This is a genomic window from Microcoleus sp. Pol10D4 (genome assembly GCF_036701555.1).
In the GTDB taxonomy this organism is placed as follows: Bacteria; Cyanobacteriota; Cyanobacteriia; order Cyanobacteriales; family Microcoleaceae; genus Microcoleus.
The window spans coordinates 1-13,281 of record NZ_JAUBRA010000107.1; the positions used below are offsets into that span (position 1 = coordinate 1).

11 protein-coding genes are annotated in these 13,281 nt (G+C 44.2%); 7 read left to right on the forward strand and 4 right to left on the reverse strand.

From position 1 onward, the window contains the following. The first annotated feature begins 110 nt into the window (after positions 1-110). The 4 genes from QUA36_RS29490 (at position 111) to QUA36_RS29505 (ending at position 7,476) form a co-directional block, all read left to right on the forward strand. Positions 111-1,841 carry an ATP-binding protein gene (locus tag QUA36_RS29490; protein ID WP_333160140.1) on the forward strand — a complete coding sequence of 577 codons (1,731 nt, stop codon included), beginning with the start codon at positions 111-113 and terminating at the stop codon, positions 1,839-1,841. 874 nt (positions 1,842-2,715) lie between these two features. Further along, the gene (locus QUA36_RS29495) at positions 2,716-3,720 is read left to right on the forward strand and encodes an RNA polymerase sigma factor, RpoD/SigA family (protein WP_333160142.1); all 1,005 of its coding nucleotides are present in this window, start codon (positions 2,716-2,718) and stop codon (positions 3,718-3,720) included. 391 nt (positions 3,721-4,111) lie between these two features. Beyond that, on the forward strand, positions 4,112-4,609 hold the full coding sequence (locus tag QUA36_RS29500; protein ID WP_333459960.1) for a hypothetical protein: 498 nt from the start codon (positions 4,112-4,114) through the stop codon (positions 4,607-4,609). 329 nt (positions 4,610-4,938) lie between these two features. After that, on the forward strand, positions 4,939-7,476 hold the full coding sequence (locus QUA36_RS29505; RefSeq protein ID WP_333459956.1) for a CHASE4 domain-containing protein: 2,538 nt from the start codon (positions 4,939-4,941) through the stop codon (positions 7,474-7,476). A gap of 50 nt (positions 7,477-7,526) precedes the next feature. On the opposite strand, the gene cobO is transcribed toward QUA36_RS29505, so the two are convergent. The 3 genes from cobO to QUA36_RS29520 all read right to left on the reverse strand — a co-directional run bounded on the left by cobO (position 7,527) and on the right by QUA36_RS29520 (position 9,573). Then, entirely contained in the window at positions 7,527-8,162 is a 636-nt protein-coding gene (cobO, locus tag QUA36_RS29510; RefSeq protein WP_333451074.1) for a cob(I)yrinic acid a,c-diamide adenosyltransferase, read from the reverse strand. A gap of 58 nt (positions 8,163-8,220) precedes the next feature. Beyond that, positions 8,221-8,799, reverse strand: a complete 579-nt coding sequence (locus QUA36_RS29515; protein ID WP_333459957.1) for a Uma2 family endonuclease — start codon at positions 8,797-8,799, stop codon at positions 8,221-8,223. Between the two features lie 156 nt (positions 8,800-8,955). Further along, a complete protein-coding gene (locus QUA36_RS29520; protein ID WP_333459958.1) occupies positions 8,956-9,573 on the reverse strand; it encodes a hypothetical protein in 618 nt (205 codons plus the stop codon). A gap of 117 nt (positions 9,574-9,690) precedes the next feature. Between QUA36_RS29520 and QUA36_RS29525 the strand changes: the two genes are divergently transcribed. The 3 genes from QUA36_RS29525 (at position 9,691) to rimM (ending at position 12,525) form a co-directional block, all read left to right on the forward strand. Beyond that, complete coding sequence (locus QUA36_RS29525; RefSeq protein WP_333459959.1) at positions 9,691-10,965, forward strand: molybdenum cofactor synthesis domain-containing protein; 1,275 nt, start codon at positions 9,691-9,693, stop codon at positions 10,963-10,965. 144 nt (positions 10,966-11,109) lie between these two features. After that, on the forward strand, positions 11,110-11,742 hold the full coding sequence (locus QUA36_RS29530; protein WP_006632834.1) for a response regulator: 633 nt from the start codon (positions 11,110-11,112) through the stop codon (positions 11,740-11,742). Positions 11,743-11,883: 141 nt separating this feature from the next. Beyond that, entirely contained in the window at positions 11,884-12,525 is a 642-nt protein-coding gene (gene rimM / locus QUA36_RS29535) for a ribosome maturation factor RimM (protein WP_333451094.1), read from the forward strand. Positions 12,526-12,594: 69 nt separating this feature from the next. Here rimM and QUA36_RS29540 read toward each other — a convergent pair whose 3' ends face one another. Further along, entirely contained in the window at positions 12,595-13,053 is a 459-nt protein-coding gene (locus QUA36_RS29540; protein WP_333160155.1) for a phosphate-starvation-inducible PsiE family protein, read from the reverse strand. Positions 13,054-13,281: the final 228 nt, after the last annotated feature.

Below are 13,281 nucleotides of genomic sequence, written 5' to 3' on the forward strand. Positions count from 1 at the left end.
GAATCAAACTTTGGGTGGATTCATCCCCCAAAGTTTGTCCTTAAGAATCCCCGTGTCTTCAGACCGGGGAGTGTCAATAACAATCTAAAATCTAAAATCTAAAATCTAAAATGGATCGACCGTTAGGCTCTGTTATTCAAGGTTCCCTGAGCAAGGGATTAGAAGTGCGACTGCACGCCGATGTTTCGGTGGAAGATATGAGGGTGGGGAAATTTCTAGTAGTGCGGGGGGTGCGATCGCACTTTTTCTGTATGCTCACCGACGTGTCTCTGGGAACTTCTAGCGCCCGCATTTTATCGAATCCTCCCAATCCCGACGACGATTTTCTTCTCGCAGTGCTAGCCGGTAGCAGTACCTACGGTACGATCGAGCTTGCGCCCATGTTGATGCTGACTGCGGAAAAAGAAAAATCTCAAGCAATCTTCAATCCAACAGGTAACGGAGTCCCTGAGAAAAAGGTGGCGTTAGGAAATTTGGGCTCTTTTGAGGCGCAAAGTGGCGCCGATATGGAACTGCTGCCGGTTAAAACGATTCCCAGTCACTTTTCCCAGGTGTTTGATGCCAAAGAAACCGATTTTAGGGCGGTTTTTGGCTGGGAAGATGACCCGTACCGTTGCAATTTTGCGATCGGCAAACCGATTGACATGGACGTTGCTGTGTGCTTGGATTTAGACCGATTTGTGGAACGCAGCAACGGGGTTTTTGGCAAGTCGGGAACGGGAAAATCTTTTCTGACGCGCTTGCTTCTATCGGGAATTATTCGCAAGCAAGCTGCTGTTAATTTAATTTTTGATATGCACTCGGAGTACGGGTGGGAAGCTGTTTCGGAAGGGAAACAATTTAGCACTGTTAAAGGTTTGCGGCAGTTGTTTCCCGATAAAATTCAGATTTATACTCTCGATCCAGAATCGACAAAACGCCGGGGAGTCCGCGATGCTCAAGAGTTGTTTTTGAGTTTCGAGGAAATTGAAGTGGAAGATATCTCGCTGGTGCAGCGGGAGTTAAATTTGTCGGAAGCTAGTATCGAAAATGCGATTATTTTACGCAATGAGTTGGGCAAGGGTTGGATTAACAAGTTGCTGGAAATGACCAACGAAGATATTCAAATGTTTTGTGAAGAAAAGCGGGGAAATAAGTCTTCTATTATGGCTTTGCAGCGCAAATTAGAGCGTTTAAATGATTTGAAATATATTCGCAAACGCTGTCCAAAAAATTATGTAACTGAAGTTTTGCAGTGTTTGGATGCGGGGAAAAATGTAGTAATTGAGTTCGGTTCGCACTCGGATTTGCTGTCGTATATGTTAGCGGCAAATGTGATTACTCGCCGTATTCACGCCTCTTACGTGCGGAAAGCTGAGAAGTTTTTGATGAGCAAAAATCCGTGCGACAAGCCGCAGCCATTGGTGATTACCATTGAGGAAGCTCACCGCTTTCTCGATCCGGCGATCGTGCGATCGACTATTTTCGGTACGATCGCCAGAGAAATGCGAAAATACTTCGTAACCCTGCTGATTGTAGACCAACGTCCCTCCGGCATCGACGCCGAAGTCATGTCGCAAGTCGGAACGCGGATCACAGCTTTGCTAAACGATGATAAAGACATCGAGGCTATTTTTACCGGCGTTTCTGGAGGGCAGAGTTTGCGTTCAGTTTTGGCAAAACTCGACTCCAAACAGCAAGCATTAGTTTTGGGGCACGCCGTACCCATGCCCGTAGTCGTGCAAACTCGCCCCTATGACGAGCAATTCTACAGAGAAATTGGGGATATTGACTGGCAAGAAATGCCGGATGAACAAGTATTTGCCGAGGCAGAATCTGCTAAAATGGATTTAGGATTTTAAATTGACAACTGCTAGATTCCTTACAGAACTTAGGCAAAGGTTACTGTAAATTAATCTTGGCGAACAATTGGCGATCGCTGGCAATGACAGAAATATCTGATTTTTGCCTCAGTTATAAACGAAAAAGTGCGATCGAACGTCAAAAAAATTAGGCCCCAGCTTTCAGTCAGAAGCTTTTCCCCTTTCACCCCCTCACCCCTCATCCCTAACTACACAAAATTTGCATAAGCTTAAACATGATGGAGATGATGGAGCCTAGGGGCACAATGAAAGTCAAACAGGGCAACAGCCAGCCTTTATACACCTTGTCGTTACTCGTAGCAGAATTTGATTAGCATATTTAAATAAAAATGTCAATAAATATTTTAAACAGTTACTCCCATCTAATACGGTGATCGAGTTCGGTTATCTCGCATCCCACCATCTAGGCAGCGAGAAAATTTCAAGCGATGATGGAACAGAGAGCAAAACAAAGCCCTCGAATAGCATGAGTCTGCATGAGTATTGTGAAGTTGAGTGGCAGTTAAAACTAACAGGGAATTCAAAACCTTAAGGAAAAATGTAGAATCTTGACCTTAAGACAGAGGTTTTTACTCTTTACGATCCTCAAAATTGGGAATAATATTGAGAAAACTAAACTCTTGCTTCACTTCGCCTTGAACTAGCCGTTAAAGCTAGCGAGCTACCGAAAATCGACGGCGATTACTGGAAAATCAAGCACAAAAGTAATCCCAAACAAAAAGCTTCTACCGATCGTCACCGATAAACAAGAGGGGAAACATCCCCTTTGTCGCAGTCTTTATCCCACTTGCAAAAGTGGGACAGGGTATCACCAACTTTTTATCTGTTGTTACAAGGAGTGCAATACTCACCCATGTCCACCACAACCCCCAAAAACAAAACAGTGAAAGCCGATCGCATGGGCAGCCGGCCATACTCCTCAACGGATACGGTTCGTGCCTATCTGCACGAGATCGGTCGTGTACCCCTGCTAACCCGAGAAGAAGAAATTGTTTTCGGGAAGCAAGTGCAGCAAATGATGAAATTAATCGAAGCAAAACAAGCACTTGCTAAAGAATGGCAGCGGGATCTGACGGATCAAGAGTGGGCTGCCGAAATGGAGTTGACCGAACCTGAACTTAACCGGATATTGCATTTAGGGCGGCGCGCCAAGCAAAAGATGATTGAAGCGAATTTGCGGCTAGTAGTGGCGATCGCCAAAAAATACCAGAAACGCAATATGGAATTCTTGGATTTAATTCAAGAAGGTACTCTTGGTTTAGAACGAGGAGTCGAAAAATTTGACCCGATGCGGGGATACAAATTTTCCACATACGCTTACTGGTGGATTCGGCAAGCAATTACCCGCGCGATCGCCCAACACGCCCGCACAATTCGATTGCCAATTCACATCACCGAAAAACTCAACAAAATCAAAAAAGTGCAGCGGGAACTCACCCAGCAGTTGGGCCGGTCTCCCTCCCCTGGGGAAATTGCCACCGCCTTGGAACTGCACCCTTCCCAGATTCGGGAATACCTGCTGATGGCAAGACATCCAGTTTCTTTGGACTTGCGGGTAGGAGACAACCAAGATACCGAACTGCAAGAACTCTTAGAAGACGAAACGGCATCTCCAGACAACTACATTACCTCGGAATTACTGCGGCAAGACCTCAATACTTTGATATCAGAACTTACCCCCCAGCAGCGAGATGTAATAATTCTGCGCTTCGGTTTGGAAGACGGCACAGAAATGTCTCTGGCGAAAGTCGGAGAACGGTTAAATCTCAGCCGGGAACGGGTGCGGCAGCTAGAACATCAAGCCCTTGCCCACCTGCGCCGCCGCCAATCTCAAGTCCGAGAATACTTGGCGAGTTAGTCACTAAAAAAGTTGAGATTTTTCCCAAAATCTCAACTTTTTTTTTCGTGTTGGCGCTGCTGGGAAGGATAATTTTATGCCAGTTAAAAAAAAGAATGCAACTGTAGACCCGTGATCCAAACCCTTATGGAATAGGTCACGCCAAATTATTCAATTCTTTAATCTAAAATTAAAAATCTAAAATGGTATTATTTGAGGGGTCGATCTCGCGATCGGGGCGGACGCAAAATTTGTCAAAACTAATCTTAGATTTAAGTTCAGGCATCGGGCTGGCGATCGTTCCTTTAAGTTTATAGCCAACATTAAGCCAAATACCCGGTTTCTCTACAATCTTGGTGAAACTGGTACAAGAGGCGCTTGGAACCAGCTATTTTAAATTTTGGGGTCTGGAGTGGTTTTGACTTATTTGATATTAACAGGAAGTTTAGAAGCGATCGCGATCTTGCTTGCTCTCTCGCCCGGTAACTTGAGCATCGCATTCCCCGCACGCCGATCACACGACTCGGACATCAAATCCGGCGTTTTTAGCTCGCAATCTCCGCCCAATTCTGGGCAAGATACAGCTAGCACAGGTTTAGCAGATGGCATTTACCTCTACGGTCAGTCGAGCCAGCCAGAGGAAATTAAACAAGAATATTTTGTATTTGAAATGCGGCAGAGTAAGGTAGTCGGCGCTTTTTACCTGCCTCGGTCTGCTTTTTACTGTTTTTACGGCACGGGCGATCGAACTCAGTTAAATTTAACAGTAGTGGATAGTTACGACGGCAGTCGCTCTCCCTACTCGGTAAACCTGCAAAAGTATTACCCAATTTCCACCATCAGCGAGAACGATCGGCGCATCTTGGGAATTTGCAAAGAATCTCACAAAGAGCAGGTGTGGGAAAAGTAGGAAACACACGCTGCGCCACCAGTCAATCGATTTTAGATTTTAGATTTTAGATTTTAGAATTGAAGAAAGCAACCCCACTGATACATCGGGTGCGCCCGGACTAAATTGCTTTCGGTCAGGATTCAGGAAACAGTAGTAAAATTGCTCCTGAGTTGAGAATTATCAATTTTAGATTTTAGATTTTAGATTTTAGATTTTAGAATTGAAGAAAGCAACCCCACTGATACATCGGACGCCCCGGAGCAAATTGCTTTCGGTCAGGGTTCAGGAAACAGTAGTAAAATTGCTCCTGAGTTGAGATTTCGGACGGACACCATACACATGGCAAGATGAAACTGCGTCGGAAAACCCTATCGATCATTGGTATTACCATCGCTGGATTGACTGGCATTCTGTATGCCACCTCCTCAAGCATCCTCTTGGGCAGCCTGATCAAAGCAGAGGAACAAGAAGCCACACAGGTTGTCAAGGGAGTGCTCAGCGTGTTCGGGCAAACCGCAGATGACTTCAACTCGCGCTTTGCCGACTGGTCGTCTTGGGACGACACCTACACTTTCATGCAAAACGGCAACTCAAAATTCATTGCCTCCAATTTAATTCCAGAAGGGCTGGCTAATGTGAGAGTTAATATAGCGGTCTTTGTCAATACTTCTGGCAAAATAGTTTACGGTACGGGTTTCGACAGCCAAAAGCTGAAACTAACGCCTGTTCCAGAAGCATTAAAACGCCGCATTTCTCTCAATGACCCGCTGTTGCAGCACCCCAACCCCAAAAGCAGCCTCGCTGGTATCATGCTGCTACCATCAGGGCCGATACTGATTACTTCCCGGCCAATTCTCACGACTAAAAGCACCGGTCCCATTCGGGGTACGCTGGTATTCGGGCGCAATTTGGATGCTGCGAGCATTGCGAGGGTTTCTAAAATTACTCGCTTGCCCCTCATTGTACACAGCGTTAATGAGGCTCAGTTGCCTGCAGACTTCGAGAAAGCGCGGGAGAAACTGTCGGAAAAACAACCGATTTTTGTGCGTCCTTTAAGCGAAGAGTCGATCGCGGGTTACACTTTGATCCGCGATATTTACAACCAACCTGCGCTGCTATTGCGGGTGGATATCCCCAGAGAAATATATCGGCAAGGTCAAATTAGTTTGCTGTACCTGCTGGGGTCTGTAGCGTTAGCGGGAGTTGGGTTGGTCGGCTGTACTCTGCTACTGCTAGAGCGTCTGGTGCTGTCTCGGTTGAGCGGTTTGGCGAAAACAGTGAAGCGCGTCAGTAGCAGCCAAGACCTTTCGGTGCGACTACCGGTGACGGGCGAAGATGAGTTGTCCGACCTTGCCCATGCTATCAACGGAATGTTGAGTGCGATCGCCCAAGCCGAAAGCGAACAACTTGAGGAAAAAGCCCGCTACCGAGCCGTAGTGGAGCAAGCTACAGATTGTATATTCCTGTGGGACGCTCAAACCAAACGCCTTTTGGAAGCCAATACAGCGTTTAGAGACCTGCTCGATTACAGTCTTGATGCGATTTGGCAACTAACTATTTACGATATCATCGCTTACTCTAAAGACCTAATTGACAACAATATCGAGTTGCTGCTGACGGACAAACAATTCAGAATTGGCGAAGTTCTCTACCGTCGCCGAGACGGTTCCTGCGTGGATGTAGAAGTGAGCGGGAGCGTGATTTCCTACGGCGGCCGCGAGATTATTTGCACGGTTGTCCGCGACATTACCGAGCGCAAGCAAGCCGAAGCCGAACTGCGAGCCTCGGAAGAACGCTACAGACTTTTGTTTAAAAATAACCCCCATCCGATGTGGGTTTACGATTTAGAAACTCTAGAATTTATAGCCGTCAATCAGGCTGCTGTCCAACACTACGGCTACACTCGCGACGAATTTCTCAACATGACCGTTGCGGACATTCGTCCCCCCCAAGAGTTGCCGAAATTCCTAGAAAATATAACCCAACTAGATGCCGGTATTGACTTTGCAGGTGTGTGGAAGCACCAGAAAAAAGACGGAACAATTATTGATGTAGAAATTACTTCTTATACCATGATCTTTGATAGCAGGAATGCTGAATTAGTGCTGGCTCAAGACGTGACCGACCGCTTGCAAGCAGAGGTAGAACTCTACAAGGCAAAGGAAGCCGCAGAAGCAGCTAATTTGGCTAAAAGTCAGTTTTTAGCTAACATGAGCCACGAACTGCGAACTCCTCTGAATGCGATTATCGGTTACAGCGAGATTCTGCAAGAAGAGGCTTTAGATTTGGGCGAAGAAGATTTTGTGTCGGATTTGGAGAGAATTCACCATTCAGGCCAGCTTTTACTTTCCTTAATTAATGATATTCTCGACTTGTCGAAGATTGAAGCCGGTCATGCGGAACTTGAATTAGAAACTTTTGACGTGTCGGAGACAGTTCAAAATGTAGCGAGAACTGTTGAACCGCTATTTTTGCGAAACACTAATCGCCTGAATGTAGAGTGTCCTAATAATATTGGCGAATTGTATTCCGATCAAATTAAGTTTACTCAGATTTTGTTTAATTTGCTCAGTAATGCAGCTAAGTTTACTCATAAAGGAACAGTTACACTCCGCGTTGAAAAAATTAAAAATGACGAAAATAGTTGGGAATCTGAACAGTTAATTTTTAAGTGTTCTGATACGGGAATTGGGATAACTCCTGAACAACTACAAAAATTATTTCAACCTTTTACGCAAGCTGATGCTTCGACTACCCGCAAGTACGGAGGTACGGGTTTGGGTTTGGCAATAGCGCAGAAATACTCTCAAATGCTGGGGGGAGAAATTACTGTGAGTAGCGAGTTTGGCAAGGGGTCAACTTTTACTCTGATGTTGCCAGCATAGCTCTTTTTTGAAATTTTAGATGGACGCCAAAGTATTGACTACAAACAACATTAATACTCAATACCTGCTTGAGCTTTAATCCCTTGTTCTCGGAATGGATGCTTAACTAAAGTCATTTCTGTCACCAAGTCGGCCCGTTCAATTAACGCTGGCGGGGCGCCTCGGCCTGTTAAAATAATGTGGGTTTCTTCGGGTTTTTGGTCTAACCCGGAAAGCACTTGCTCGACTTGCAAATAACCTAGTTTTAATGCTATATTGACTTCATCTAGAAGAACTAATTTAAATTCGGGATTGCAGATAAAAGTTAGGGATTTTTCCCAGGCTTTTTGAGCTGTTTCGATATCTCGATCGCGGTCTTGCGTGTCCCAGGTAAAGCCTTCTCCCATTGCATGAAATTCTAGCTGTTTTTCCCAGAGTTGAAAAACGGCTTTCTCTGCGGGTTCCCAGGCGCCTTTGATAAATTGTACTATGGCGACGCGGTATCCATGACCGAGCGATCGCACAACCATTCCCAAGGCAGCCGTGGTTTTGCCTTTACCATTACCCGTATTGACTATAATTAAACCTTTTTCTTTTGAGGAGTTAGCGATTCGCTGTGATTGCACTTCTTGGCGCCGCTGCATTTTCTGTTTGTGTTGTTCCGCTGTTAAGCCAGTGGTTGCAGTAGGTTCTGTATTGGTTTCCATTAGATTTTTTTTACCGCAGATGAACGAAAATAAACGCTGATAGATGGAAGATGTCTAGTTATTGCCACAGTGTTTTCAAGTTTAGCACGAAACCGGGCAACACATCTTCTCCTGAAAGTTCCGTTGGAGATTCCAAAACTTCTTTTTCTTGTCCTTCGCGATAGATTTCGACTCGGCGCGTTTTGCGGTTGATTAACCAGCCTAATTTTACTTGGTTGTTCATGTATTCTTGCATTTTGTCTTGGGTATCTTTTAAACTGTCGGTTGGCGACATTAATTCCAAGACAAAATCCGGGGCAATGGGAGGAAATTTTTGTTTTTGTTCGAGAGTGAGTGCATCCCATCTTGATTTTTCAATCCAAGAGACATCGGGAGAACGATTTGCACCGCTTGGCAGTTTGAAGCAAGTTGAAGAATCGAAACAAATTCCCAGTTTAGTTTGTCTGTTCCAAATTCCAAAATCAGTAGCTATTTCCAAATTGTAATTTCCGGTTTCTCCTCCTGTGGGTGGCATGACGATTATTTCTCCTTTGGCGTTGCGTTCAAATTTGACATCGGGGTTTTCGCGGCACAGTTGATAAAATTGGTCGTCGGTTAGTTTAACTATAGAGTTGAAGTTGATGGTAACTGCTATCATGGTATTTTATCAGGATGCGTTGGGATTTTTAAGCCAGATTATGTATATAAATGCAGCTCAATGCCGATCGATGCAGATGCTGTAAATATTAATGATTAAGAGGATTTTAGGAATATTTTTTGATGCACTTTTACTCATTATATCATGTACTTATAACTAGCCATTAATTTTTTTATAAAAAGCTTTTTGGAGGAAACACTTACAGATATACCAATAATAAAATGCAATGTTAATTTCGCTAAATAGTTTAGGTACTCCCTCTAGTAAACTGGAGAATATTTTGTTTTTTAAATGTAGGGAATCCACGCCGATCGCAAAAAACAACAAGCCTACACCCGCTAACAATATTTGGTAGGGAGTCAACTTTAGTTCTCGCCGAAAAAACCATCCGTAGGAAAACAAAACAACGGCGTATAAAAGACTTACTCCTAGCTTAGGAATTCCCCCGGCCACCATATATATATGAATTCTGTAAATTTCATTTAGTAAAAATCCACCTGTTAACAAAGCCGAAAACAGAATAAATCGATTTTCTGAAGTGCGCGGTTGAATACTTTGAGCTAATTTATAGGTGAAAGTACAAACAATGACGGGTACAGAACATAAAATTTGGAAAGTCCGAGTTAACAAGGCGACATTGGGATGGGGATAAGAATAAGGCGGCAAGAATAAATCGCTGACTTTTAACCCTGAAAGTTGAGTTAAAAATATCAGTATCGCCACCACAAATAAGGATAAACAATTGAGTCTAACAACCAAACGAGAAATAGTCATAAGCAATTAACACCAAAAATTAGGTTGACTGCCCAAATACAAAAAAATTATATCACCAATATCTCTGGATATTTTGCTAAACTTAATCATGAGTGTTATCAAAACAAGGAGACAGTCATGCTGTCAGTGAAAGAAGCAGAATCGATCGTTCTAAATTTGGCGCAACCCCTCGACAGTCAGCGGGATGTAGAAACTGTAGACTTGCTGGCAGCATCGGGGCGCATTTTGGCGGCACCCGTCACTGGTTCCCTGGATTTTCCTTATTGGGATAATTCAGCAATGGATGGGTACGCGGTGCGGTTTGCGGATGTGGAAAATTGCAGCGCCGAAAAACCAGCGGTACTCGAAGTAGTAGAAGAGATTCCAGCCGGATATCAGCCTCAAAATACCTTGCAATCGGGGCAAGCGGCGCGAATTTTTACGGGTGGTATGATGCCAGAGGGTACTGATACGGTGGTAATGCAGGAAGAAACAAGGCGTCAGGGCGATCGTATTTTTATCTTAGTTTCTCCTGAAAAACCGCAAGCATTTGTCAGGCCGGGAGGCGCTTTTTATCAAGCAGGAACAACTTTGCTAACTCCCGGTACAGTTATCAATGCCCCTGAAATGGCGGTGTTAGCAACTGCCCAGTGCATTCAAGTTCCCGTTTATCGGCGACTGCGGGTGGCAATTTTTTCTACGGGTGACGAATTGGTATCGCCTGACCAACCTCTGACACCGGGGAAACTGGTAGACTCGAATCAGTATGCTTTGACAGTTTTGTTGGCACAAATGGGATTTGAACCGGTTCGATTGGGCATTGTTCCTGATAATGAAGATGCGTTAAACAAGGCGATATCCGGCGCTGTTGCAACAGCGGATGTGGTGCTTTCTACGGGCGGCGTCTCGGTAGGAGACTACGATTATGTCGAGAAAATTTTGGCAGATTTGGGAGGAAAAGTTCACATTAGTTCTGTGGCGATTAAGCCGGGGAAACCTTTAACTGTTGCTGAGTTTAAACGAGGTGAAAAAAATGATGATTCGCCGAGTTTGAGTTCGGATTGTCTCTATTTTGGTTTGCCGGGAAATCCGGTTTCGGCTTTAGTCTGCTGTTGGCGGTTTGTTGTGCCTGCTTTGAGAAAGATGTCTGGGCTTGCCCCGGATGCTTGGGGGCCGGAGTTTCTCAAAGCTAGGTGTAATTCTGAATTGCGATCGCAGGGCAAGCGCGAAACTTATGTTTGGGGTAAACTGCATTTAGTTGCCGGAGTGTGGGAATTTGAACCTGCTAGTGGCAGCCAAAATTCAGCGAATTTAATTAACCTCGCCAATACGAGTGGTTTAGCCGTTTTGCCACCAGCGGACACCGGGATTGAACCGGGCGAATTCGTGGAGGTTTTAAAAATTAGTCAGTAGTCATTAGTCAGTAGTCATTGGTTATTTGTTATTTGTTATTTGTTATTTGTTATAGGTTATAGGTTCGGTAGAAGTTCATGTAAAATATTAACAACTAAGTAATCTTCCTTCTTCCTTCTTCCTTCTTCCTTCTTCCTTCGTATTATGAGAATTTTAATTGTTGAAGATGACCCGATGATGCAACTGGGATTAGAGCAAGTTTTAGCCGATTCCCCAGAAATAGAAATAGTAGGACAAGCAGAAGACGGCTATTTAGGCGTAGCAGCCGCACTGAAACTCAAACCTGATATCATTGTGATGGATATCGGTTTGCCACGACTCGACGGCATAGCAGCGACGCAGCAAATTAAAGCACAACTGCCAGAAGTTCGAGTAGTAATGTTAACTTCTCACACGGCAGAAACTGAAATTATTGCTGCCCTTTCTAGCGGGGCTGATGCTTATTGTATTAAAGGTGCTTCCGTAGACAGGCTGTTAGCAGCGATTGCAGCCGCAGCAGAGGGCGCTACATATCTTGACCCTCAAATTGCCCGGACTGTCATCGAACATCTCAAACCCCCCATACCTGCCTCTACAACTACTTTTGGTCAGTTGTCGCAGCGGGAGTTGGAGGTGTTAAAATTAATGGTGGAAGGTAATAGCAATCCAGAAATAGCAGCGGCGCTTTACTTGAGTCCAAATACTATTAAAACTCACGTTCGCGGTATTATGAATAAGTTGGCAGTGGATGACCGCGTGCAAGCCGCAGTGGTAGCGCTGAGAACTGGATTGGTGTAAAGAAGTCATTAGTCATCAGTGATTAGTCATTAGTTATTTGTTGTTTGCTACCAAGGCTTTTCTGCTACCAATGCCCCATGCCCAATTCCCAATTCCCAATTGCCAATTCCCAATTCCCAATTCCCAATTGCCAAAAAGTTTATGTCTGAATGGATAGAAATCGGTAAAATTGTAGCAGCTCAAGGTTTGGACGGGGAAGTGCGAGTCTATCCCGATTCGGATTTCCCTGAAAGGTTTATCGAACCGGGGAAGCGGTGGATTTTGCGCCCTAACAAAAGTGAACCGGAACCGATCGAGTTTTTGGGCGGTCGCTACATTCCGGGCAAAGGGCTGTATGCTGTAGAGGTAGAGGGTGTGGAAGACCGCGATGGTGCTGAGGCGCTGCGGGGCTGTAAGTTGTTTGTTGAAAAGACCGATCGACCTTACCTTGAATCTGATGAGTTTTACGTCCAAGATTTGATCGGTATGGAAGTTTTTAACCAGTTAACCGGGGAAATCTTAGGCAAGGTAACTGATATTATTCCCGCAGGTAACGACCTTTTAGAAGTAGAAACGAATCTAACACCGCCGGAAACTGTCGCTGCAGAATTGGAAAAGCCAAAACAGCCTGAAACTCCCAAAGCAAATGCTGACCCCAGAAATACCCGCAAACCACGGAAAATTCGCGTTAAAGAGCCTAAATCAACAAAAATATTGATTCCTTTTGTGGAAGAGATTGTGCCAGTTGTTGACTTAGAACAAGGCAGAATTGAAATTGTGCCTCCTCCTGGTTTGTTGGAATAATATCATGTCCGGTCGAGCGACCGGATAGGATATTTTTCATTAAAAATTCGCCATCCCCACTTCCCAATATTAATTATTTCCTCTATTTGTGAACCGCACTATCAAGTAACTGATGGAAAGCGCGAAAATTGCAGTAGCCAAACCAATCAAGTCGGCTGCTGTTTTCTTTTCTAGGTCAAGAATGATGATTTTTCGAGATACTGCTATCAAAGAAGTTACAATAACTAGCTCTACTTGAATTACGTGCTTTTTCAGATAAGCTGTAATATTTTCCAATATTTCTAGAGCAATTAAAACATTTAAAAATAACCCAAATATGACAAACAACGTGTCTTTTAACAAATTATCACTGTGGTTTACAAATTCTTTTGCTAAAAAAATCAGCAAATCGCAAACGCTGAGGAGAATTACCCAAATCATCGCCAGTGATAAAATTTTCGATATTGCTACTTCTACACTTTCTGTAAAATGCAGAAAATTTTCATCACTGCCTGACTTGGAAATTTGCTTAAATATTTTTTTCAGCATAAAAGTGATTTAGTCTTGATTCTTAATGATTCTGTCATTGTTCGGTACACTTTGCAAGGGCAAAACTCTGTGATTGCTTGGTTTTACGGCGCCACCCGGGCACTGGGGAAGGCGACTCTCTCTGGCTCTTATATTTTCTAGTTTTTCGTGTCAGCTAGAGCGTCGGTACAGTATTAGAAGTTGACAAAAAAAGAGATATATGAATCTACCCCGTCAAGGAATTCAACT